The sequence below is a fragment of the Ramlibacter lithotrophicus genome, assembly GCF_012184415.1.
GTDB lineage: Bacteria > Pseudomonadota > Gammaproteobacteria > Burkholderiales > Burkholderiaceae_C > Ramlibacter > Ramlibacter lithotrophicus.
This window is the reverse complement of record NZ_VTOX01000002.1, coordinates 659,218-680,449: the sequence shown is the minus strand read 5'-3', so window position 1 is coordinate 680,449 and position 21,232 is coordinate 659,218. Positions and strand designations below refer to the sequence as shown.

The 21,232-nt window shown below is 69.8% G+C and carries 21 protein-coding genes; 14 read left to right on the top strand and 7 right to left on the bottom strand.

Annotation, left to right across the window (positions count from 1 at the left end):
- Positions 1 to 39 precede the first annotated feature (39 nt).
- Both RAMLITH_RS09320 and RAMLITH_RS09315 read right to left on the bottom strand, forming a co-directional pair.
- The gene (locus RAMLITH_RS09320; protein WP_168107076.1) at positions 40 to 936 is read right to left on the bottom strand and encodes a DMT family transporter; all 897 of its coding nucleotides are present in this window, start codon (positions 934 to 936) and stop codon (positions 40 to 42) included.
- Positions 937 to 963: 27 nt separating this feature from the next.
- Positions 964 to 2,121: an aromatic ring-hydroxylating oxygenase subunit alpha gene (locus RAMLITH_RS09315; protein WP_168107075.1), complete on the bottom strand. Its 1,158-nt coding sequence runs from the start codon at positions 2,119 to 2,121 to the stop codon at positions 964 to 966.
- Between the two features lie 234 nt (positions 2,122 to 2,355).
- On the opposite strand from RAMLITH_RS09315, the gene RAMLITH_RS09310 reads away from it, so the two are divergent.
- The 5 genes from RAMLITH_RS09310 to RAMLITH_RS09290 all read left to right on the top strand — a co-directional run bounded on the left by RAMLITH_RS09310 (position 2,356) and on the right by RAMLITH_RS09290 (position 7,838).
- On the top strand, positions 2,356 to 2,583 hold the full coding sequence (locus RAMLITH_RS09310) for an exodeoxyribonuclease VII small subunit (RefSeq protein ID WP_168107074.1): 228 nt from the start codon (positions 2,356 to 2,358) through the stop codon (positions 2,581 to 2,583).
- The gene (locus RAMLITH_RS09305; protein ID WP_168107233.1) at positions 2,580 to 3,512 is read left to right on the top strand and encodes a polyprenyl synthetase family protein; all 933 of its coding nucleotides are present in this window, start codon (positions 2,580 to 2,582) and stop codon (positions 3,510 to 3,512) included. The genes RAMLITH_RS09310 and RAMLITH_RS09305 overlap by 4 nt, the downstream gene beginning before the upstream one ends.
- An 8-nt stretch (positions 3,513 to 3,520) precedes the next feature.
- A complete protein-coding gene (gene dxs / locus RAMLITH_RS09300) occupies positions 3,521 to 5,428 on the top strand; it encodes a 1-deoxy-D-xylulose-5-phosphate synthase (RefSeq protein ID WP_168107073.1) in 1,908 nt (635 codons plus the stop codon).
- 61 nt (positions 5,429 to 5,489) lie between these two features.
- A complete protein-coding gene (locus RAMLITH_RS09295) occupies positions 5,490 to 6,569 on the top strand; it encodes an ABC transporter substrate-binding protein (protein WP_168107232.1) in 1,080 nt (359 codons plus the stop codon).
- Positions 6,570 to 6,755: 186 nt separating this feature from the next.
- Complete coding sequence (locus tag RAMLITH_RS09290; protein WP_168107072.1) at positions 6,756 to 7,838, top strand: TRAP transporter substrate-binding protein; 1,083 nt, start codon at positions 6,756 to 6,758, stop codon at positions 7,836 to 7,838.
- Positions 7,839 to 7,936: 98 nt separating this feature from the next.
- Here the strand turns inward: RAMLITH_RS09290 and RAMLITH_RS09285 are convergent, their stop codons facing one another.
- Both RAMLITH_RS09285 and RAMLITH_RS09280 read right to left on the bottom strand, forming a co-directional pair.
- Positions 7,937 to 9,760, bottom strand: coding sequence for a TRAP transporter large permease (locus RAMLITH_RS09285; RefSeq protein WP_168107071.1), 1,824 nt, complete (start codon positions 9,758 to 9,760; stop codon positions 7,937 to 7,939).
- 22 nt (positions 9,761 to 9,782) lie between these two features.
- Entirely contained in the window at positions 9,783 to 10,379 is a 597-nt protein-coding gene (locus RAMLITH_RS09280) for a TRAP transporter small permease subunit (RefSeq protein WP_168107231.1), read from the bottom strand.
- Between the two features lie 130 nt (positions 10,380 to 10,509).
- On the opposite strand from RAMLITH_RS09280, the gene RAMLITH_RS09275 reads away from it, so the two are divergent.
- Positions 10,510 to 11,769, top strand: a complete 1,260-nt coding sequence (locus RAMLITH_RS09275; RefSeq protein ID WP_238344085.1) for an SUMF1/EgtB/PvdO family nonheme iron enzyme — start codon at positions 10,510 to 10,512, stop codon at positions 11,767 to 11,769.
- A gap of 3 nt (positions 11,770 to 11,772) precedes the next feature.
- On the opposite strand, the gene RAMLITH_RS09270 is transcribed toward RAMLITH_RS09275, so the two are convergent.
- Positions 11,773 to 12,867: a substrate-binding domain-containing protein gene (locus RAMLITH_RS09270; protein ID WP_168107070.1), complete on the bottom strand. Its 1,095-nt coding sequence runs from the start codon at positions 12,865 to 12,867 to the stop codon at positions 11,773 to 11,775.
- Positions 12,868 to 12,969: 102 nt separating this feature from the next.
- Here RAMLITH_RS09270 and RAMLITH_RS09265 point away from each other — a divergent pair, with 102 nt between their 5' ends.
- From RAMLITH_RS09265 to RAMLITH_RS09255, 3 genes are read left to right on the top strand one after another with little or no spacing between them, the layout of a single operon-like run.
- A complete protein-coding gene (locus RAMLITH_RS09265; RefSeq protein ID WP_168107069.1) occupies positions 12,970 to 13,704 on the top strand; it encodes an ABC transporter permease in 735 nt (244 codons plus the stop codon).
- The gene (locus RAMLITH_RS09260) at positions 13,701 to 14,402 is read left to right on the top strand and encodes an ABC transporter ATP-binding protein (protein WP_168107068.1); all 702 of its coding nucleotides are present in this window, start codon (positions 13,701 to 13,703) and stop codon (positions 14,400 to 14,402) included. The genes RAMLITH_RS09265 and RAMLITH_RS09260 overlap by 4 nt, the downstream gene beginning before the upstream one ends.
- Positions 14,399 to 15,217, top strand: a complete 819-nt coding sequence (locus tag RAMLITH_RS09255; protein WP_168107067.1) for an ABC transporter substrate-binding protein — start codon at positions 14,399 to 14,401, stop codon at positions 15,215 to 15,217. Before RAMLITH_RS09260 ends, RAMLITH_RS09255 begins: the two co-directional genes overlap by 4 nt.
- Positions 15,218 to 15,223: 6 nt before the next feature.
- On the opposite strand, the gene RAMLITH_RS09250 is transcribed toward RAMLITH_RS09255, so the two are convergent.
- Positions 15,224 to 16,321: a GAF domain-containing protein gene (locus tag RAMLITH_RS09250; protein WP_168107066.1), complete on the bottom strand. Its 1,098-nt coding sequence runs from the start codon at positions 16,319 to 16,321 to the stop codon at positions 15,224 to 15,226.
- A 190-nt stretch (positions 16,322 to 16,511) separates the two neighbouring features.
- On the opposite strand from RAMLITH_RS09250, the gene RAMLITH_RS09245 reads away from it, so the two are divergent.
- From RAMLITH_RS09245 to RAMLITH_RS09225, 5 genes are read left to right on the top strand one after another with little or no spacing between them, the layout of a single operon-like run.
- Positions 16,512 to 16,985, top strand: a complete 474-nt coding sequence (locus RAMLITH_RS09245) for a 4Fe-4S dicluster domain-containing protein (protein ID WP_168107065.1) — start codon at positions 16,512 to 16,514, stop codon at positions 16,983 to 16,985.
- Positions 16,986 to 16,995: 10 nt separating this feature from the next.
- Positions 16,996 to 18,843, top strand: a complete 1,848-nt coding sequence (locus RAMLITH_RS09240; protein ID WP_168107064.1) for an aldehyde ferredoxin oxidoreductase family protein — start codon at positions 16,996 to 16,998, stop codon at positions 18,841 to 18,843.
- A 2-nt stretch (positions 18,844 to 18,845) separates the two neighbouring features.
- On the top strand, positions 18,846 to 20,126 hold the full coding sequence (locus tag RAMLITH_RS09235; protein WP_168107063.1) for an FAD-dependent oxidoreductase: 1,281 nt from the start codon (positions 18,846 to 18,848) through the stop codon (positions 20,124 to 20,126).
- Entirely contained in the window at positions 20,123 to 20,377 is a 255-nt protein-coding gene (gene thiS, locus RAMLITH_RS09230) for a MoaD/ThiS family protein (RefSeq protein ID WP_168107062.1), read from the top strand. The genes RAMLITH_RS09235 and thiS overlap by 4 nt, the downstream gene beginning before the upstream one ends.
- A complete protein-coding gene (locus tag RAMLITH_RS09225) occupies positions 20,377 to 20,676 on the top strand; it encodes a hypothetical protein (RefSeq protein WP_168107061.1) in 300 nt (99 codons plus the stop codon). Before thiS ends, RAMLITH_RS09225 begins: the two co-directional genes overlap by 1 nt.
- A 24-nt stretch (positions 20,677 to 20,700) precedes the next feature.
- Here RAMLITH_RS09225 and RAMLITH_RS09220 read toward each other — a convergent pair whose 3' ends face one another.
- On the bottom strand, positions 20,701 to 21,117 hold the full coding sequence (locus RAMLITH_RS09220) for a hypothetical protein (protein WP_168107060.1): 417 nt from the start codon (positions 21,115 to 21,117) through the stop codon (positions 20,701 to 20,703).
- Between the last annotated feature and the right edge of the window lie 115 nt (positions 21,118 to 21,232).

The following is a 21,232-nucleotide window of genomic DNA, read 5'->3' as shown; positions in this document are numbered from 1 at the left end:
GCTTCGGATGGAGCGCGGATTATCCCGCGCCCCCCGCTCTCAGTGGTCTTGCGCCGGCGAATCGGGCGCCGCGCGGGTGCGCAGCACGGTGGCGGCCAGGCCGCTGGCGACGATCAGCGCCATGCCGCCCCAGCCCCAGAGGCCGATCCGGTCGCCGAACAGCGTGACGCCGAAGATCGCGCCGAACAGGAGGCCGGAATACTGCAGGTTGGCGACGACGAGCGTCGCGCCGGCGCTGTACGAACGGGTCATGGCGAGCTGGCCCGCCGACGCGAGCAGCCCCATCGGCAGCAGCCACGCGGCGCCGCGCCAGTTCCAGGGCGACACGCCACCGGCCAGCATCGCCAGGCCGCCGGCCAGCGTCGACCCCACCGCGAAGTAGAAGACGGTACGCGTGTCCGGTTCGCCCACCTTGCCGAGGGCCGTAAGCTGCATGTAGACGACGGCGGCCGTGAGGCCAGAGAACACGCCGATCAGGCCGGCGAAGACCTGGTTCTGCTCGATGGTGGGACGCAGCATCATGACGACGCCTGCGAACCCGGCCAGCACGCTCAGGACCAGCGGGCCCTGGCGCGGCGCGGCGCCGCCGCGCCGCGGCTGCCACAGGAAGATCTGCGCGCCGACCACGAACAGCGCGACCCAGACGCTGCTCATGTAGTTGAGCGTCATGGCCGTCGCGAGCGGGAGGTGCGCGATGGCGTAGAACCAGGTTCCCAGCGAGATCACGCCGACGACCGAGCGCCACGCGTGCATCCCCGGGTAGCGCGTGGCCAGCGGGATGCGATGGTGGCGTGCGACGGCCCAGATCGACACGATGCCCACCACGCCGCGCCAGAACACCAGCTCGCCAGCGTTGAACCACTCGGCCGCGAACTTCACGCACACGGCCATCGCCGCGAAGCAGAAGGACGCCAGCAGCATCCACCAGGCCTGCATGGCGCGCCGCGGCCGGGTCAGCCGGCCCTAGACGAGACGCCGCGCCGCGTTCGCGCCGATGCGGGCGCGATACCACTCGTGGAAGTGCTGCATTCCGTCTTCCATGGGGCTCTGGTACGGCCCGACCTCGTTGTCGCCGCGGTCCATCAGGGCCTTGCGCCCATGGTCCATGCGCTCCGCGATCTCGTCGTCCTCGACGCAGGTCTCCATGTAGGCGGCCTGCTGCGCCTCGACGAACTCGCGCTCGAAGGCGGCGATCTCCTCGGGGTAGTAGAACTCGACCATGTTGAGCGTCTTCTGCGGCGAGACCGGGTGCAGCGTGGACACCGTCAGCACGTGCGGATACCACTCCACCATGATGTGCGGGTAGTAGGTGAGCCAGATCGCGCCGTATTTCGGCTGCCGGCCCTGGCGGTAATCCAGCAGCGCCTTCTGCCAGCGCTCGTACACGGGGCTGCCGGCCTTGCCCAGGCGGTTGGCGATGCCCACCGTCTGCACCGAAAAGTTCTCCTTGAACTCCCAGCGCAGGTCCTCGCACGTCACGAAGCTGCCCAGGCCGGGATGGAACGGCCCGACGTGGTAGTCCTCGAGGTAGACCTCGATGAACGTCTTCCAGTTGTAGTTGCACTCGTGCAGTTCGACCCGGTCCAGCACCATCCCGGTGAAGTCCAGGTCGGCGCGGGGACCCATGCCGGCGAGGTCGGCTTCGACGTCGGGGCTGCCCGGCGCGCGCTCGAACAGCAACCCGTTCCAGTCCTGGAGCGGATAGTTGTTCAGGTTGAGGCACGGGTCCTTGGCGAAGTGGGGCGCGCCGAGCAGCGTGCCCGCGGGACTGCCGCCGCCGCCGCTGTAGGTCCAGCGGTGCAGCGGGCACACGATGTTGCCGCCCGAGGACGGGCCGGCCGCGATCGAGCCGCGGCCCTTCAGGATCACGGCCTGGCGATGCCGGCACACGTTCGAGATCAGCTCCACGCCGTTGGCGGTGCGCAGCAGCGCGCGGCCCTCGCCCTCCTGCGGGAGCGCGTGGAAGTCGCCCGGCTCGGGGACCGACAGGGCGTGCCCCACGTAGCGGGGCCCGCGCTGGAAGATGACCTCCATCTCGCGGCGAAACAGTGCTTCGTCGAAGTAGCTGGTGACAGGGAGTTGGCTTTCGGCCTGCTGAAGTTGAAGACTTAAATCAGACATGGTGTCCTGACCTAGAGACTCCCCCTATGAAGGGGCAGGGAAGCGCTGACCCGGAGATGAGCGCGCGGCGTTGGAAACGGTTGGGGAAACCGGGACGTGGGCGACCCGGCGAGAAGGGACACGGATTGTACCCCCGGGGTCGGTATCTCGGGGCTCCGTGCGGGCTCTCGGGCGCGCGCGCCGCGGCCCGGCATCGCGCACCGCCTAAAATCCCGGTTTCCCTGCCGCATCCACATGTCCCTGCCTGAGTCACCCACTCCCGCCAGCTACGAGGCCGCCCTGGACGAACTCGAGCAGTTGATCGCACGGATCGAATCGGGCCAGTTGCCGCTCGAGCAGTTGCTCGCCGGCTACCAGCGCGGCGCCCACCTGCTGCAGTTCTGCCGCGACAAGCTGCAGGCGGTGGAGCACCAGATCAAGGTGGTCGACGAAGGCACGCTCAAGCCGTGGCTGCAAGAGTGAGCGCCGCGGCGACGACGCGGGACCCCGGCGCGGCTGCGCGCCCCGCATTCGACCTGGCCCGCTGGAGCGCCGAGCGCCTGCGGCGGGTCGAGCAGGCCCTGGGACAGTGGGTCGTGGCCGACGCGCCCGCGGGGCTCGGCGAGGCGATGCGCTACGCGGTGCTCGATGGCGGCAAGCGGCTGCGGCCGCTGCTCGTGCTCGCCGCGTGCGAGGCCGTGGGCGGGCATGCGGAGGCCGGCCTGCGCGCCGCCTGCGCCGTGGAGCTGATCCACGCCTATTCGCTGGTGCACGACGACATGCCTTGCATGGACAACGACGTCCTGCGGCGCGGCAAGCCGACGGTGCACGTGAAGTTCGGCGAGGCGCAGGCGCTGCTGGCCGGCGACGCGCTGCAGGCGCTCGCCTTCGAGTTGCTGGCGCCCGAGGACGCCGCGTTTCCGGTCGCCGTGCAGGCCGCCTTGTGCCGCCTGCTGGCGCGCGCCGCCGGGCACGCCGGCATGGCGGGCGGCCAGGCGATCGACCTCGCGAGCGTCGGCTGCGCGCTGGACGAGGCGCAGCTGCGCGAGATGCACAGGCGCAAGACGGGGGCGCTGCTGCAAGGCTGCGTGCTGATGGGAGCCGCGTGCGGCGCGGCCGATGCGAAGGTGCAGGCCGCGCTCGCGGACTACGGCGCTGCGGTCGGACTGGCGTTCCAGGTGATCGACGACATCCTGGACGTCACCGCCGATTCGGCGACGCTCGGCAAGACGGCCGGCAAGGACGCGGTCCAGGCCAAGCCGACCTACGTGTCGGTGCTGGGCCTGGAGCCTTCGCGCCGCCTCGCACGCGAGTTGCTGGAGCAGGCCATCGCCGCCCTGGCGCGCTCCGGCCTGCCCGACACGCGGGCTTTACAGGGGCTCGCCATGATGGTGGTGAACCGGGACAATTGAGACGACAGATGGCATCCTTGCTCCAAGCGATCAACGACCCCGCGGAACTGCGCAAGCTGCCGCGCACCCAGCTCAAGGCGCTGGCCGACGAGTTGCGCGCCTTCGTGCTGGACAGCGTGTCGCGCACCGGCGGCCACCTCAGCTCGAACCTGGGGACGGTGGAACTGACGATCGCGCTGCACTACGTCTTCAACACGCCGTACGACCGGCTGGTGTGGGACGTGGGCCACCAGACCTACCCGCACAAGATCCTCACGGGCCGGCGCGAGCGCATGGCGACGCTGCGCCAGCTCGGCGGCCTCTCCGGATTTCCGCAGCGCACCGAGAGCGGGTACGACGCGTTCGGGACGGCGCATTCGTCGACCAGCATCTCGGCGGCGCTCGGCATGGCCCTGGCGGCCAAACGCAAGGGCGAGAACCGCAAGGCCGTGGCGATCATCGGCGACGGCGCGATGAGCGCGGGCATGGCGTTCGAGGCCCTCAACAACGCCGGGGTCGCCGATTGCGACCTGCTGGTGATCCTGAACGACAACGACATGTCGATCAGCCCGCCGGTGGGCGCATTGAACCGCTACCTCGCCCAGCTCATGAGCGGCCAGTTCTACGCGGCGGCCAAGAACGTGGGCAAGAACGTGCTGCGCGTCGCGCCGCCCCTGTTCGAACTGGCCAAGCGCCTGGAGGAGCAGGCCAAGGGCATGATCGTGCCGGCAACGCTGTTCGAGAAGTTCGGCTTCAACTACATCGGCCCGATCGACGGCCACGACCTCGACTCGCTGGTGCCGACGCTGGAGAACATCAGGCACCTGGCGGGGCCGCAGTTCCTGCACGTGGTCACGCGCAAGGGCCAGGGCTACAAGCTGGCCGAAGCCGACCCGGTGGCGTACCACGGCCCGGGCAAGTTCGATCCGGCCGTCGGCATCGTCAAGCCCGCCAAGGCGCCCAAGCAGACATTCACCCAGGTGTTCGGCCAGTGGCTGTGCGACATGGCCGAGCGCGACCAGCGGCTGGTCGGCATCACGCCGGCCATGCGCGAGGGCTCCGGGCTGGTGGAATTCGAGCAGCGCTTTCCCGAACGCTATTTCGACGTCGGCATCGCCGAGCAGCATGCGGTGACCTTCGCCGCGGGCCTGGCGTGCGAGGGCATGAAGCCGGTGGTGGCGATCTATTCGACGTTCCTGCAGCGCGCCTACGACCAGTTCGTGCACGACGTGGCGCTGCAGAACCTGCCGGTGGTGTTCGCCCTCGATCGCGCGGGCATCGTCGGCGCCGACGGCCCGACCCACGCCGGCGCCTACGACATCGCGTTCATGCGCTGCATTCCGAACGTGAGCATCGCGTGCCCGGCGGACGAGAACGAATGCCGGCAGCTGCTCACCAGCGCGTTCGAGCAGGACCATCCGGTCGCCGTGCGCTATCCGCGCGGCGCCGGCGTCGGCGCGGCAGTGGCGCCCGGCCTGCAGGCCCTGCCGTTCGGCAAGGGCGAGATCCGCCGCGCGCGCACGGCGCCCGACGCGCAGCCGCGCGGCGTCGCCATCCTCGCGTTCGGCACGCTGCTGTATCCCGCCCTGGCGGCGGCGGAGCGGCTCAACGCCACGGTGGTCAACATGCGCTGGGCCAAGCCGCTGGACACCGCGCTGCTGCTCGAAGTGGCGGCCCGGCACGAAGCGCTGGTGACGGTGGAAGAGGGCTGCATCGCGGGCGGCGCGGGCAGTGCCGTCGCCGAGGCGCTGCAGGCCGCCGGCATGGTCAAGCCGCTGCTGCACCTGGGCCTGCGCGACGAGTTCATCGAGCACGGCGATCCGGCCAAGCTGCTGGCGCTGCAGGGCCTGGATGCCGCCGGCATCGAGGCGTCGGTGCGCCGGCGCTTCGCCGAGGCCGTCGAGCGGCTGCAGCCGGCGCTGAAGATCGTCAGCTAGCCGGCCGGACCCTGGCATGCCGCACAACAAACGAGTCGCGGCCCAGGGCATGGCGGGCGCCGTGGGCCGACGCTCCCTGGTCGCCGGCGCCGGCCTCGTGGGGGTCCTGGCGGCCGGCGCTGCGCCGGCCATCCATGCGCAGGCGCTGGTGCGCTGGCGCCTCGCCTCCAGCTTTCCGAAGTCGCTGGACACGATCCACGGGGCGGCCGAAGTGTTCGCGCGCAAGGTGCGCGAGCTGTCGGGCGGGCGCTTCGAGGTCGCCGTGCATGCGTCGGGCGAGCTCATGCCGGCCTTCGGCGTCGTCGACGGCGTTCAGCAGGGGGTCGTCGAGGCCGCGCACACCGCGCCGTACTACTTCTTCGACAAGGACGAGACCTTCGCCATCGGCGGCGCGATCCCGTTCGGGCTGAACAGCCGCCAGATGAGCGCCTGGACCTACGAAGGCAACGGCCGCAGGCTGATGCGCGAGTTCTATGCCCGCTACGACATGACCAGCTTCCCCTGCGGCAACACGGGGGCGCAGATGGGCGGCTGGATGCGCCAGGAAATCCGTTCGGCGGAAGACCTCAAGGGTTTGAAGTTCCGCATCGGCGGCTTCGCCGGCAAGGTGCTGGAGCGCCTCGGGGGCTTGCCGCGCAACATCCCCGCCGGCGAGATCTACCAGGCGCTGGAGAAGGGAGCGATCGACGCGGCGGAGTGGATCGGGCCGTACGACGACCAGAAGCTGGGATTCAACAAGGTGGCTCCGTATTACTACTATCCCGGCTGGTGGGAAGGCGGGCTGCAACTGGACCTGTACGTCAACCTGAAGGCGTTTCGGGCGCTGTCGCCCGAGTACAAGGCCTACGTCGAGATGGCCAGCACCTACGCGCACGTGGAGACGCAGGCCAAGTACGACGTGCGCAACCCAGGGGCCCTCAAGCAGCTGGTGGCTTCCGGCGCGCGGCTGCGGCCGTTTCCAGCCGACATCCTGACCCAGGCATTCCGCGAGTCGATGCGGCTGTACGACGAGCTGTCGGCCAGCAACGAGCAGTGGCGCAAGGTCTACGCGGACTACCGGCGCTTCCGTTCCGACCAGAACCTGTGGTTCCGCTTCACCGAGGCCACGTTCGACCGGTTCATGCAGTCGCAGCGGCTGTGATGCCGCCGCCCTGGGCGGCCGGCCGCGCGACCTGATCGGCCGCAACCCTCGCCGGGGCGGGCCTTTCGTCACCGGTGATTACAATACGGCGCCGTTTGCCGAAAGGGCAAGGCGGGCAGGAGGGGCCGACCGGCTCCGCCGCGCCCCCCGGCGCATCGGGCGCCGCTGACCAACAAGGACACATCGATGGATCGCCGTTCCCTCATCAAAAATGCCGGCATCGCCGGCGTCCTCGCCGCCGGCGCCGCGCCGGCCGTGCATGCGCAAGCCGCCATCCGCTGGCGCCTCGCCGCGAGCTTTCCCAAGTCCCTCGACACCATCTTCGGCAGCGCCGAGACCTTCTCCAGGACGCTGAAGGAACTCTCCGGCGGCAAGTTCGAGTGCTCGGTCCACGCCGCCGGCGAGCTGATGCCCCCCTTCGGCGTCGTCGACGCGATCCAGAACGACACGATCCAGATGGCGCTGACGGCGCCTTACTACTTCACCGGCAAGGACTCGATCTTCGCGTTCGGCTGCGCCGTTCCGTTCGGCCTCACCGCGCGCCAGATGGACGCGTGGATGGAGCACGGCAACGGCCGCAAGCTGATGGACGAGTTCTACGCCAAGTACAACATCGTGAGCATGAGCGCCGGCAACACCACCACCCAGATGGGCGGCTGGTACCGCAAGGAGATCAAGAGCGCCAAGGACCTGCAGGGCCTGAAGATGCGCCTGGGCGGCGGCCTGTTCGGCGAGGCCATGGCCAAGCTGGGCGTGGTGGCCCAGAACATGCCGGCCGGCGAGGTCTACCAGGCCCTGGAGAAAGGCACGCTGGACGCCACCGAGTTCGTCGGCCCCTACGACGACGAGAAGCTGGGCTTCAACAAGGTCGCGCCCTTCTACTACTACCCCGGCTGGTGGGAAGGCGGCGCCGAGCTCGAGTTCTTCATCAACAAGAAGGCGTTCGACGCCCTGTCGGCCGAAAACAAGGCCATGGTGCGTGCCGCCGGCGCGGTGGCGGCCCGTGACATGACGGCCAAGTACGACGCGAAGAACCCGATCGCGCTGAAGCGCCTGGTCGCCGCGAAGACCCAGCTCAAGCCGTTCCCGAAGGACGTGATGGACGCCGGCTTCAAGGCCTCGATGGAGGTGTTCGGCGAGCACGAGGCGAAGTCGCCCGAGTTCAAGAAGATCCACCAGGACATGCGCGCCTTCCAGCGCGACCAGCTCCTGTGGGACCGCTTCTCCGAGTATCGCTACAGCAGCTACATGACCACCGTGAAGGTCTGACGCGAAGCGAAGCGCGCCGTCCGGCGCGCTTGCTGCCGAAGGAAAACGCCCCGGTCCGCTTCGAGCGGCCGGGGCGTTGTGCTTGGGAGGGGGACGCGCTACTTCGCCGGCCCTTGCTGCAACTGCTTCAGGAGGTCCTCGTCGGAGACCGCCGGCGCTTCGGCAGCCGGCTCCGGCACCGGTACCGCGCCCGCAGCAGGTGTGCTGCCCGGCTGCGGTTGCGCCGGTGCGGCCGGTGCCGCCGCCGGGTCGGGCACCGCCAGCTTCTCCTGCTGGTTCAGCATCCGCTCCATCTGCTGTTGCACCTTGTCCATGTCCTGCACCGGCGCCTTGTCCAGGTTGCCCGAGACGAGGGTGGGGAACGCGATGATGAGGCCCACCATGACGATCTGGATGATCACGAAGGGCACGGCGCCCCAGTAGATCTGCATCGTGGTCACCGGCGCGATCTGGCGCCGCGTGATCCGGTCGGTGTACGCCTTGTCGGGAGCGACGCTGCGCAGGTAGAACAACGCAAAGCCGAACGGCGGGTGCATGAACGAGGTCTGCATGTTGACGGCGAGCAGCACGCCGAACCAGACCAGGTCGATGCCCAGCTTCTGCGCCACCGGGGCGAGCAGCGGCACGACGATGAACGACAGCTCGAAGAAGTCGAGGAAGAACGCGAGGATGAAGATCAGGACGTTCACGACGATCAGGAAGCCCAGTTGCCCGCCGGGCAGGCCCGTGAGCAGGTGCTCCACCCAGATCGGACCGTCCACGCCCTGGAAGACCAGGCCGAAGATCGTGGCGCCGACCAGGATGAACAGCACGAAGGACGACAGCTTGGTCGTCGAGTTCAGCGCCTGGCGCAGCAGCGGCCAGGTCAGGCGGCGGCGCACGACCGCCATGACGATCGCGCCCAGCGCGCCCATGGCGCCGCCCTCGGTGGGCGTCGCGACGCCCAGGAAGATGGTGCCCAGAACCAGGAAGATCAGCATCAGTGGCGGGATGAGCACGAAGGTCACGCGCTCGGCCATGCGCGACAGCAGGCCGAGTCCGGTCGCCTTGTTGATCAGGGCGATCACGAAGGCCAGCAGCACGCCCGCGCCCATGGCGACGACGATGGTTTCGTCGGTCGGCATGGTGGCGACGGTCTCGCCGCGCAACCAGCTGACCACGGCGGCGTAGTTCACGCCCAGCGACACCGCGGCCGTCGTGCCGATCACCGTGAGCACCAGCAGCGAGCGCAGGCCGGGCGAGCCGTCCGGCTCCCGGTAAGTGCGCGCCTCCAGCGGCAGCGCCGGCGCCATGTGCGGCTTGAACAGCGCCACGCCCATCACATACGCGACGTACAGCCCCGTCAGCACGAACCCCGGGATGAAGGCGCCCTTGTACATGTCGCCGACGCTGCGCCCCAGCTGGTCGGCCAGCACGATCAGCACCAACGACGGCGGGATGATCTGGGCCAGCGTGCCGGACGCCGCGATGGCTCCGGAGGCGAGCCGCCGGTCGTAGCCGTAGCGCAGCATGATCGGCAGCGAGATCAGGCCCATCGAGATCACGGAGGCCGCCACCACGCCGGTGGTCGCGGCCAGCAGGGCGCCCACCAGGATCACCGCCAGCGCCAGGCCGCCGCGCACCGGGCCGAACAGCTGGCCGACGGTGTCGAGCAGGTCCTCGGCCATGCCGCTGCGCTCCAGGATCAGCCCCATCAGGGTGAAGAACGGGATCGCCAGCAGCGTGTCGTTCTGCATGATGCCGAACAGGCGCAGCGGCAGCGCCTGCAGCAGCGACTCGGGCAGGGCGCCGACCTCGACGCCGATGAATCCGAAGAACAGGCCGCAGGCGCCGAGGCTGAACGCCACCGGAAAGCCGAACAGCAGGAACACGATCAGCCCCATGAACATGATGGGGGCGAAGTTGTGGGTCAGGAACTCCATCCGTCTTCTCGTTTCTTGTTCGTCAGAGCTTGCCGGCCTGCTCGGCCTCGCGCCGGATCGATTCGGCGAGTTCCTCCTCCGCCGTCTTCTCCACCTTCTTCACGGTGGGGTCCTCGATCAGCCCCTTGAGGAACGCGATCCGCTTGATCAGTTCAGACCATCCCTGCAGCAGCAACAGGGCCACGCCCAGCGGCATCATCAGGTACACCGGCCAGCGGATCAGCCCGCCGGGGTTGTTGGACATCTCGCCGGAGCGGTAGCCCTGGAGGAAGAACGGAATGCCGTACCAGAGGATCGTCAGGCACATCGGCGTGAGGAACAGCGCGAAGCCGATCACGTCGATCCAGATCTGCTTGCGCTTGGACAGGTGGCCCGAGACCACGTCGATGCGCACGTGCTCGCCATGGAGCAAGGTGTAGCCCGCCGCCAGCAGGAAGGCGGCCGCGAACAGGTACCACTGCACCTCGAGGTAGGCGTTCGAGCTGTAGTTGAAGGCCTTGCGGACGATGGCGTTGATGCCGCTGATCAGCGTCGAGCCCAGGATCAGCCAGATGACGTACCGGCCCACCAGGGCATTGAGCCGGTCCACGGCATGGGAGAACTTGAGGAGCGCGTGCATGGGATATGGGCAGGCCGTGGCCGGCGCGGCCGCGGTCCTTCCGGTCATGGGGATTGCAGGAGCTCGCCGGGGGCAAGCCAACCGTGATTTTGACAGACTCGCCGGGCGAACCCGTCGCGATAATGACCGCATGCCAGCCGCCCACCGGGAAACCCGCCCCGAAAGCATCGACGCGACGTCGATGCGGCGCGCCGGCGCGGAACTGCTCTCGCTGGCGCTCATGGACGCGCGCAACCACGCGCTGCACCTGCTGTCGCACTTCGAGCCGGCGGCGCTGCCGGATACGGCGCCGGCGCGGACGCAGGCCGAATCGCCGCTGTGGCTTGCCGGAAACATCGGCTGGCTGGCCGAATACTGGATCGGCCGCAACCCGCAGCGCGCGCTGGGGCGGGGCTGTCCCGCCGAGGCGGTGCGGCTGTCCTCGATCGAGCCGATGGCGGACAGCTGGTTCGATCCGGCGCTGGTCGCGCCGGGCGAGCGATGGGGTCTGCCGTTGCCCGGTTACGAGGCGATCCGCGTCTGGCTGCTGCAGACCCTGGAGAGCACGCTCGAACTGCTGGAGAAGGCGCCCGACACCGATGCCGCGCTGTACTTCTACCGGGTTGCGCTGTTCCACGAGGAACTGCGCTGCGAGCAACTGGTGGCGCTGGCGCAGGCGCTGGGCGTGCCGCTCAAGCTGCCGCTACCGGGCGGCGCGGCCGCACGCGATCCGGTGCTGGTGCCCGCAGGCCGGTGGCTGCTCGGCTCGCCGGACGAGGGCTTTTCATTCGACGTCGAGCGGCCCGCGCACGAGGTCGCCGTGCCGGAGTTCGAGATCGACGCCCAGCCCGTGGCGTGGTCCCAGTACGTCGAGTTCGTGCAGGACGGCGGCTACGACCGCGCGGAGCTGTGGCACCCGCAGGGCTGGGAATGGCTGGCGCACGAGGTGGCGGGCGAAGGCCGCCGCGGGCCGCGCTACGTCGAGCAGATCGGCGGTGCGGGCGGCGCCGTGCTGGCCACGCAGTTCGGACGTCCCGCCCGCATGGCCGGCCGGCAGAGCGTGCTGCACGTCACGTGGTGGGAAGCGGATGCCTGGGCCCGCTGGGCCGGCCGGCGCCTGCCGACGGAAGTCGAATGGGAGATGGCCGCTCATGTGGCGCACCGCCGCGGCTTTCGCTGGGGCGACGTGCGCGAATGGACCGCGACCACGCTGCGGCCCTGGCCCGGTTTCGTACCGGATCGCTGGACCCGGCACACCGGCTTCGAGGCGCAGCCGCTGTTCGGGCTGGCCAAGGTGCAGCGCGGCGCCTCGTTCGCCGCGCGGGCCCGCATGAAGCACCCGAAGTTCCGCGGCTTCGCCTTGCCGGAGCGCGACGACGCTTTCGTGGGCTTCCGCACCTGCAGCTTGTAGTCTTCAGCGCATGCGCGGTTTGAAGTCCCACCACGGCAGTTGCTGGCGCAGGCTCAGCACTTCGCCGCACCGGGCCGCGTCGTAACCGGCCAGGCCGGCGAGCTGCGCGCGCCACGCGTCGCTGCGCAGCACCTGCAGCAGCGCCTGGACCGGCGGCTGCTCCAGGGCTGCTTTCAGGCACACCAGGTAGTAGTGCTCCTGCGCCAGCGGAACGAAATCCAGGCCGCGCGCAGCGGCGGCCGCCGCGATCCCGAGGCCCGCGTCGGCGGCCCCTGACGCGACCGCCTGCGCCACGGCGGCGTGCGACGGCTCTTCGCGCTCGTAGCCCCGGATCTCGGCTGGTTGCAGGCGTGCCTGCGCCAGCCACTCGTCCAGCAGCAGCCGGGTGCCGGTGCCAAGCGCGCGGTTGACGAAGCGGGCGCGGGTGCGCGCGAGATCCGCGATGCCCGCCAGGCCCAGCGGATTGCCGGTCGCGACCATCAGGCCCTGGGTCCGCCGGGCGAAGGCGATCAGCTTGTGCCGGCCCGGCCGCAGCAGTGGCTGGTAGGTGCGCTGGGCCAGGCTCCCACGGGCGCTCCCAGGCATGGTGTGAAAGCCCGCCATGGCGCAGCGGCCCTCGTTGAGCGCGGCGATCGCGTCGACGCTGCCGCAGAACCGGATGTCCAGGTGCAGCCGCGCGCCGGCCGCATGCTCTCGCAAGGCGGACAGGGCGTCGTCGTGGCTGGCGAACAGCATCAGCACGTGCGCCTGGGGGTCGAACGCCGTCGCGAACACGCGCTCCAGTCCGGCGTGCAGCGCCTCGATCTGCGGCGCGAGCCGCGCCTGCGCCTGCCGCTCGGCCCACAGCAGCTTCTCGCCGAATTCGGTGAGCCGCGCCGGCTGTCCCTTGTCCCAGACGATCAGCGGCTGGCCCAGTTCGGCCTCCCACCGTTTCAACTCGCCCCACACATGCCGGTAGGACAGCGCCAGCGCCTTGGCGGCGCCCGCGATCGACCCATGCGCACGCACGGCCTGCAGCAGGTCGATCAGCGAATTGCGGATGCCGGGGGCGCCGGCCCTGGCGCGGCCGAGCGCGTAGCTCAGTTCGATCTTGTGCACGCGGGCAGTATCGCCGAGGGCGCGCGCCGGGCTATGCAGCGCGGTGCATAGCTCGGAGACCCCGATGCGTGTGGCGGCCGCGGCCTCTACGATCGCCTCCAAATGAACACGTTTTCCGACAGCGTCGGCACGGCGCTGGCGCTGATTGCCGGCTTCGACCCGGCGCTCGCCGCGATCGTCGCGCGCTCGCTGGCGGTGAGCAGCGCGGCCTGCGTGCTGGCCTGTGCCATCGGCATGCCGCTCGGCGCCTGGCTGGGCGTCGCACGCTTTCGCGGCCGCGGCGCGCTGCTCACCGTGCTGAACACGCTGCTCGCGCTGCCCTCGGTGGTGGTGGGACTGGTGATCTACCTGCTGCTCTCGCGCACCGGCCCGCTGGGGTTCCTCGGCTGGCTGTTCTCGTTCCAGGCGATGGTGCTGGCCCAGACCGTGCTGGTGGTGCCGGTGGTGGCGGCCCTCACGCGGCAGAGCGTCGAGGACGCGCACGGCGCGGGCGGCGAACAGCTCGCGTCGCTTGGCGCCGGGCCCTGGCTGCGCAGCCTGCTGCTGGCCTGCGACGAGCGCTACGCGCTGCTGACGATCGCCATCGCCGCCTTCGGCCGCGCCGTGTCCGAAGTGGGCGCCGTGATGATCGTGGGCGGCAACATCGAGGGGTTCACGCGGGTGATGACGACGGCCATCGCCCTGGAGACCAGCAAGGGCGACCTGCCGCTGGCGCTGGCGCTTGGCATCGTGCTGCTGGGCACGGTGCTGGCGCTCAATGCCGCCATCGCCCTCCTGCGCCGCTGGCGCATGTTGCGCGACGACCGCGTGCTGGCGCTGGAAGGAGCGCCGGCATGAGCGCGCTGGTGCAGTTGAAGCAGGTGGACGTGCGCTTCGGCGCGGTGCACGCGCTGCGCGGCGTCGACCTGCGGGTGGCGGCCGGGGAACGCGTGGCCCTGGTCGGCGCCAACGGCAGCGGCAAGAGCACCTTGCTGCGCGTGTTGCACGGCCTCGTGCGCCCGGCGGGAGGGTCGGTGCTGCGTGACGGCGCGACCCGGCAGGCAATGGTGTTCCAGCGGCCGTACATGGTGCGCACGTCGGCGCTGAACAACGTGGCGCTGGCGCTGTGGCTGCGCGGCCGGCGCTGGGGCGCGTCGCGCGAGGAGGCCCTGGCAGCGCTCGCGCGCGTGGGGCTGGCGCCGGTGGCGCTGCGCGGCGCGCGGGCCCTGTCCGGCGGCCAGCAGCAGCGGCTGGCGCTGGCGCGCGCCTGGAGCCTGCAACCCGACCTGCTGTTCCTGGACGAGCCGACATCCAGCCTCGACCCGCACGGCAAGCGCGAGGTGGAGGCGCTGATGGCGGAGTTCGCGTGCGACGGGATGACGCTGGTGTTCGCGAGCCACAACCTGGGGCAGGTGAAGCGGCTCGCCACCCGGGTCGTGTACCTGGAGCAGGGGCGGGTGCTGGCGGACCTGCCGGTGCACGAGTTCTTCAACGCGCCGAGGCTGGCGCAGGTCTCGGGCGAGGCCGGATTGTTCGTCAAGGGAGAGTTGGCATGAACACGACGATGTGGCGCCGGGTGCTGGCGCCAGCGGCGGTGGCGGTCGCACTGGCGGGCGCCGGCCATGCGTGGTCGCAGGCGATCACGATGGCATCGACGACCTCGACCGAGCAGTCGGGCCTGTTCGGCGCGCTGCTGCCACGGTTCAGGCAGGCTACGGGGGTAGCGGTCAAGGTGGTCGCCGTCGGCACCGGGCAGGCCATCGACATGGCGCGCCGCGGCGATGCCGACGTGCTGTTCGTGCACGACCAGGCCGCCGAGGAGAAGTTCGTCGCCGACGGGTGGGCCTTGAAACGGTACCCGGTGATGTACAACGATTTCGTCCTCGTCGGCCCGAAGGGGGACCCGGCCGGCGTGCGCGGCAAGGACATCGTCGCCGCCCTGAAGAATGTTGCCGCGGCGAACGCGCCGTTCGTCTCGCGCGGCGACAAGAGCGGAACGCATGCCGCGGAACTGCGGTACTGGACGCAGGCCGGCCTGGCGGCGGCCAAGGGCAGCGGGTACAGGGAGTGTGGCTGCGGCATGGGGCCGGCCCTGAACATCGCGTCGTCGACGAATGCCTATGCGCTGGCCGATCGCGGCACGTGGCTCAGCTTCAGGAACCGCGGCGACCTCGCGATCGTGGTGGAGGGCGACACGAAGCTGTTCAACCAGTACGGGGTGATGGTGGTGAACCCGGCGAAGCACCCGCACGTGAAGGCGCGCGAGGCGCAGGCGTTCGTCGACTGGATCGTCTCGCCGGCCGGCCAGGCGGCGATCGCTTCGTACCGGATCGGGGGGGAGCAGCTGTTCTTCCCGAACGCCGCGCGCTGAATCCGTCTACCTCTTCCCCAGCTTCCGGTACACCGTCGCGCGGCTGATGCCCAGGGATTGGGCGGCCTTCATCACGTTGCCGCGGGCGTCGGCGACGGCCTTGCGGATCAACGCGATCTCCACGTCCCGCAGCGGCACCTTGTCCGGCACCGCCACAGGCGGCTGGCCCGGCAACTGCGGCACCGCCTGCAGGCGCAGTCCTGACCACAGCGCTACTTCCACGGGCGCCGCCGCCGCGCTGCGGCGGGCGAGATCGAACCACGACTCGCAGCGTTGCGCGAACAGCTCGCCGGCGTGGGTGGCGGCGCCGGCCAGCGCCAGTTGCGGCAGCATCTGGCGCGCCGCGTCGTTGCTGCCTTGCACCCAGCCGTCCGCATCGAGGCAGACCAGCCCGTCGTCGTGCCCGCCGGGTACGCGCCCCGGCCAGTTCAGCCGCAGCAGCAGCGCGTGGGGCAGCCGCTGTACCAGCGCGTTCTCGATGCTGCGAGCCGACTGCGCCGCGAGGTGCTTGAGCTCCGGTCGCTCCGCCGTCTCGATGCCGGTGAGATCCAGCATGCCGACGCACCGGCCGTCGGGGCCGAACAGCGGCGCGCCCGCGCAGCTGTAGACCGAGGTGTCGGCGAAGAAGTGCTCGCCGCGGTGCAGCCAGACCGGCTGCAGCTCGGTGAGCGCCGCGCCGATCGCCGTGGTGCCGACGGCGGTCTCGGACAGGTCGACACCGATACGGGTGATCAGGTCGGCCCGGCGATCCGCGCGATCGATGGGACCGTGGCTGTCGATCACGACGCCGTCGCGGTCGGTGAGCACCGCGAAATAGCGGCTGCTGGCGAGCGTCTCGCCCAGGCGCTCCAGCACCGGGCGCGCGGCCTGGATCAGGGACTGGTTCGCTTCGACGACCCGGGCCCGTGCGGGGGCGGACACCGAGTCGAACGCCAGCCGCTGCTCCGGCCGCTGCCCCAGCGCCAGGCAGCGGCGCCAGGAGCGTTCCAGCCAGGGCTCGATCGGCAGCGGGCGCCGCGATTCGTCGCCGCCGAGCACGGCCCGCCGCGCGCTGTCGATCAGCGCGAGCCGGTCGCGTTCCGCGAGCGCGATGGAGCTGCCCATGGCCGCCATTGTCGGGGATTTCCAATATCCAACTGATGAGGTGTCTCAAGATGAGAAAAAGGCTGGGCCGCCGCTCTCCTTTAGGGTTAGCACTAGGCGGGCGCATCGGCCCCGTTTCAACAATGGGCATGCAAACCGCTTCATGGCAATCGGCGCGGGGGCGGCGCGCCACAAACCAGGAGAGACGCAGATGCAAAAGGTGCTGCACATCAACGCGGACAAGTGCACAGGCTGCCTGCAATGCGAGATGGCGTGCTCGTTCGAGAACTACGGGACCTTCGCGACCGCGCGCTCGCGTATCAAGGTCTTCGACTTCCACCACACCGGCAAGAAGGTGCCGTATACGTGCACCCAGTGCGACGAGGCCTGGTGCCTGCACGCCTGTCCGGTGGAGGCGATCACGATCGACCGGCTGACGGGCGCCAAGGTGGTGAACGAGACCACCTGCGTCGGCTGCAAGGTCTGCACCATCGCCTGCCCGTTCGGGACGATCAACTACGTGCAGGAGTCGGGCAAGGTGCAGAAATGCGACCTGTGCGGCGGCGAGCCGGCCTGCGCCGACGCGTGCCCCACGGGAGCGATCACGTTCATCGACGCCAACTGGACCGGGCTGGACCGCATGAAGCAGTGGGCCGGCAAGCTTGGCAATCAACCCGCTGCGTGAGGAGAACATCATGTCCTGGGCTGGAAGAATCCTTCGCGTCGACCTCACCAACGGCCTCGTCAAGGCCGAGCCGCTCAACATGGACTGGGCGCGCGCCTACGTCGGCTCGCGCGGCCTGGCCTCCAAATACCTGGTGGAGGAGATGGATCCAAAGACCGATCCGCTCTCGCCCGCCAACAAGCTGATCTGGGCCACCGGCCCGCTGACCGGCACCATGGCATCCACCGGCGGCCGCTACACGGTGGTGACCAAGGGGCCGCTCACGAACGCGATCGCCTGTTCGAACTCGGGCGGCTACTTCGGCGCGGAGCTCAAGATGGCCGGCTGGGACATGGTGATCGTCGAAGGCAAGTCGCCCAGGCCGGTGTACCTGTTCATCAGCGACGACGTCGCCGAACTGCGCGACGCCTCCGGGCTGTGGGGCAAGACCGTGTGGCAGACCGAGGAGATCCTCAAGAAGACCCTGCAGGATCCGCTGCTGCGCGTGTCGAGCATCGGCCGCGCGGGGGAGAACCAGGTGCTGTACGCATCGATCGTCAATGACCTGCACCGCGCGGCCGGACGCTCGGGCGTGGGCGCCGTCGCCGGCAGCAAGGGCCTCAAGGCCATCGCGGTGCGCGGCACCAAGGGCGTCGGCAACATCCGGGACCCGAAGGCCTTCATGATCGCCGTGAAGCAGGCGAAGAAGGTGCTCGCGGACAACGCCGTTACCGGTCAGGGCCTGCCCACCTACGGCACCCAGGTGCTGATGAACGTGATCAACGAGGTCGGCGCGCTGCCCACCCGCAACCACCGCGACGTGCAGTTCGAGGGCGCGAAGGACATCTCGGCCGAGGCCATGGCGACGCCGCGCAAGACCGACGGCAGGAAGCACCTGGTGACCAACCAGGCGTGCTTCGGCTGCACCATCGCGTGCGGGCGTATCAGCAAGATGGACGAGAGCCACTTCACGGTGCAGAACAAGCCGCAGTACTGGGGCGCCTCGGGCGGCCTCGAATACGAGGCGGCCTGGGCACTCGGCGCGGCCAATGGCGTCAACGACCTGGAGGCACTGCAGTACGCGAACCAGTTGTGCAACGAGGACGGCATCGACCCGATCAGCTTCGGCGCGACCGTCGGCGCCGTGATGGAACTGTACGAGATGGGCGTGCTGACGAAGGAGCAGGTCGGCATCGAGGCGAAGTTCGGCTCCGCGCAGGCGCTGGCGTTCCTCGCCGAGCAGACCGTCACCGGGCAGGGCTTCGGCAAGGAGGTGGGCCTCGGGTCCAAGCGGCTCACCGCGAAGTACGGCCATCCGGATCTGTCCATGAGCGTCAAGGGCCAGGAATTCCCGGCGTACGACGGTCGCGGCATCCAGGGCATGGGCCTCGCTTACGCCACCAGCAACCGCGGCGCCTGCCACCTGCGCGGGTACACCGTCGCGTCGGAAGTCATGGGCATCCCGGTCAAGACCGATCCGCTCGCCACCGAAGGCAAGCCGGAACTGGTCAAGGCGTTCCAGGACGCGACGGCCGCCTTCGACTCTTCGGGCCTGTGCATCTTCACCACCTTCGCGTGGGGCCTGCCGGACCTGGCCCCGCAGATCTCCGCCGCGTGCGGCGAGGACTACACGCCGGAGGTGCTCGGCATGATCGGCGAACGCATCTGGAACATGGAGCGCGACTTCAACAACCGCTCCGGCATGACCGCCGCCGACGACACGCTGCCCAAGCGCCTGCTGACCGAGCCGGCCAGGACCGGCCCGGCCAAGGGCAGGGTGAACGACCTGGCCAAGATGCTGCCGCACTACTACGAAGTGCGCGGCTGGAACCCGGACGGGACGCTCAAGCCCGAGACCCGGCAACGACTGGGGCTGTAGCCGTGACGCAGCACCACCTGATCCTGGGCGCGGGTCCGGCGGGGGTGATCGCCGCGGAGACGATCCGCAAGCACCGGCCCGCCGACGCGATCACGATCGTCGGCGACGAGCCGGAGCCGCCCTATTCGCGGATGGCGATTCCCTACCTGCTCGCCGGCCAGATCGGCGAGGCGGGTACCTGGCTGCGCAAGGGCGCGGGGCACTACGAGGCGTTGCGGATCAACCTGGCGCCCGGGCGCGCCACGGCGCTGGATGCCGCTGCGCGCATCGTGACGCTGTCCGACGGGCGCCAGCTCGGGTTCGACACCTTGCTGATCGCCACCGGGTCGACGCCATTGCAGCCGCCGATTCCGGGGATCAACCTGCCGGGCGTGCACCCTTGCTGGACGCTGGCGGACGCGCGCCAGATCGCCGGGCTCGCCGTGAAAGGCGCCCGCGTGCTGCAGATGGGGGCCGGCTTCATCGGCTGCATCATCATGGAGGCGCTGGCGGCACGCGGCGTGCAGCTGTCGGTGGTGGAGATGGGCGACCGGATGGTGCCGCGCATGATGGGCGCCACCGCCGGCGGCATGATCAAGGAGTGGTGCCAGCGCAAGGGCGTGCAGGTGTTCACGGCCACGCGCGTCGAGGCGATCAGTCCGGGCGCGCCGCTGTCGGTGCGGCTGTCCAACGGCGAGCGGGTGACGGCCGACCTGGTGATCAGCGCCACCGGCGTCAAGCCGGCGATCGGCTTCCTCGAAGGGACCCCGATCCGCTGCAAGCAGGGGATCCTCACCGACTGGCGCATGCAGACCAACGTGCCCGGCATCTACGCGGCGGGCGACTGCGCCGAGGCCTTCGACAAGCTGTCGGGCCGCCACGTGGTGAGCGCGATCCAGCCCAACGCCGCGGACCAGGCGCGGGTGGCGGCGCTCAACATGGCCGGGATGCCGGCGGAGCTGGCCGGCGTCACGCAGATCAACGTGCTCGACACGCTGGGCCTGGTGTCCGCGAGCTTCGGCGAGTGGCAGGGCGTCGCCGGCGGCGATCACGTGGAGCTGACCGATCGCACGGCCGCCCGCCACCTGAACCTGCAGTTCAAGGACGACGTGATGGTGGGCTGCAACAGCGTCGGGTGGACCGACCACGTCGGCGTGCTGCGTGGGCTGGTGGAAGGACAGGTGAGGCTGGGCACGTGGAAGGACCGGCTGAAGGAAGATCCCACCCGCCTGATGGAGGCGTACCTCGCCAGCGCACAGGCGCAAGGCCGTTGGCAAGGCGCGCTGGACGACCGCCGCCGGTGAAGATCACCTTCAAGCTGTTCGCGATGCTCACCGACTTCCTGCCGGCGCAGGCGCGGGCGGGCAACGTCATGGAACTGGAGGTGCCGCCCGGCGCCACCATCGCGCAGATCGTCGAGCAGTTCGCCCTGCCGCCGAAGCTCGTGCACCTGGTGCTCGTGAACGGCACCTACGTCGCACCGGAAGCGCGCCGTACGCACGCCCTGCAGGAAGGCGACACGCTGGCGATCTGGCCGCCGATCGCAGGCGGCTGATGGGCGCCGGCTGGCCGGAGGCGTTCGACCGCGAGATGGGCTGTACCGAGGCCGACTGGCTGCGCTGGCTGCCCGCGGCCATCGGCGCGCGCGAATGGCGCTGCGAGCCGGGCGCCGCGACGGTGAAGGTGGGTGAAGGTGAGTTGCACCTGCGCTGGCGCGCCGGCGAGCCGCGCACCATTGCGCTGGTGCGGCTGCCGCGGCTGCATGTGTCGTTCCGCTTCGAAGATGTCGCCGCCGGCGAGCGCCGGGCGTTCATGGAGCGGTTCGACCTGTATATGCAGCGGGGCGGAGGATGAATTGCCGCGCCGGCGCGGCGCGCCTCAGGGAACGAGCCGGTAAACCCGATTGATCGGCACGCCGTTGAAGCGGATCTCGTAGGCGTTGTCGCCGACCTTGAAGAATTCCTCGCACTGGTCCTGCGAATTACCGTCAGGGAAGCGGAACTTGACGCACCATTGATTGGCGACGACCTTGCCTTCGCCCTTGACGGTCCATGGGGCCATGCTGTCCGGGCAGAACACGGCGAGGTGTCGCTCCGAACCCCGGTTCTTCGCCAGGAACTGGCAGCCGTTCTGCAGACCGATGCCGCCCACGGCAAGACCATCCTGGTCGACCCATCTCTGCAGTTCCGCGCCGGAGACCTGTCCCGGAGCAGGTGCACTGCCCTGTGCGAAGGCGGTGCTTGCGAGAACCATGGCGGCGACCACCGTCGCCGCCCTTGACGTGCTGGCACTCATGTCGGGCTTTCGAAGGGGAGGGCCGCGAACTCTAGTGGCGGACCCTGCCGCACGCCTTGACGCGCCTCAAGAACCGGAATTGTCCGTGGACCCCGCTGCAAGCTCCGTCGTGGCA

Coding starts and splice junctions, on each gene's coding strand:
- RAMLITH_RS09280 (WP_168107231.1), bottom strand. CDS start 10,379: ATGCACGCGCTCCTCAAGTTCTCCCATGCCGTGGACCGGCTCAATGCC.
- RAMLITH_RS09220 (WP_168107060.1), bottom strand. CDS start 21,117: ATGAGTGCCAGCACGTCAAGGGCGGCGACGGTGGTCGCCGCCATGGTT.
- RAMLITH_RS09310 (WP_168107074.1), top strand. CDS start 2,356: ATGTCCCTGCCTGAGTCACCCACTCCCGCCAGCTACGAGGCCGCCCTG.
- dxs (WP_168107073.1), top strand. CDS start 3,521: ATGGCATCCTTGCTCCAAGCGATCAACGACCCCGCGGAACTGCGCAAG.
- RAMLITH_RS09255 (WP_168107067.1), top strand. CDS start 14,399: ATGAACACGACGATGTGGCGCCGGGTGCTGGCGCCAGCGGCGGTGGCG.
- RAMLITH_RS09290 (WP_168107072.1), top strand. CDS start 6,756: ATGGATCGCCGTTCCCTCATCAAAAATGCCGGCATCGCCGGCGTCCTC.
- RAMLITH_RS09320 (WP_168107076.1), bottom strand. CDS start 936: ATGCAGGCCTGGTGGATGCTGCTGGCGTCCTTCTGCTTCGCGGCGATG.
- RAMLITH_RS09285 (WP_168107071.1), bottom strand. CDS start 9,760: ATGGAGTTCCTGACCCACAACTTCGCCCCCATCATGTTCATGGGGCTG.
- RAMLITH_RS09250 (WP_168107066.1), bottom strand. CDS start 16,321: ATGGGCAGCTCCATCGCGCTCGCGGAACGCGACCGGCTCGCGCTGATC.
- RAMLITH_RS09245 (WP_168107065.1), top strand. CDS start 16,512: ATGCAAAAGGTGCTGCACATCAACGCGGACAAGTGCACAGGCTGCCTG.
- RAMLITH_RS09260 (WP_168107068.1), top strand. CDS start 13,701: ATGAGCGCGCTGGTGCAGTTGAAGCAGGTGGACGTGCGCTTCGGCGCG.
- RAMLITH_RS09315 (WP_168107075.1), bottom strand. CDS start 2,121: ATGTCTGATTTAAGTCTTCAACTTCAGCAGGCCGAAAGCCAACTCCCT.
- RAMLITH_RS09225 (WP_168107061.1), top strand. CDS start 20,377: ATGGGCGCCGGCTGGCCGGAGGCGTTCGACCGCGAGATGGGCTGTACC.
- RAMLITH_RS09240 (WP_168107064.1), top strand. CDS start 16,996: ATGTCCTGGGCTGGAAGAATCCTTCGCGTCGACCTCACCAACGGCCTC.
- RAMLITH_RS09275 (WP_238344085.1), top strand. CDS start 10,510: ATGCCAGCCGCCCACCGGGAAACCCGCCCCGAAAGCATCGACGCGACG.
- RAMLITH_RS09265 (WP_168107069.1), top strand. CDS start 12,970: ATGAACACGTTTTCCGACAGCGTCGGCACGGCGCTGGCGCTGATTGCC.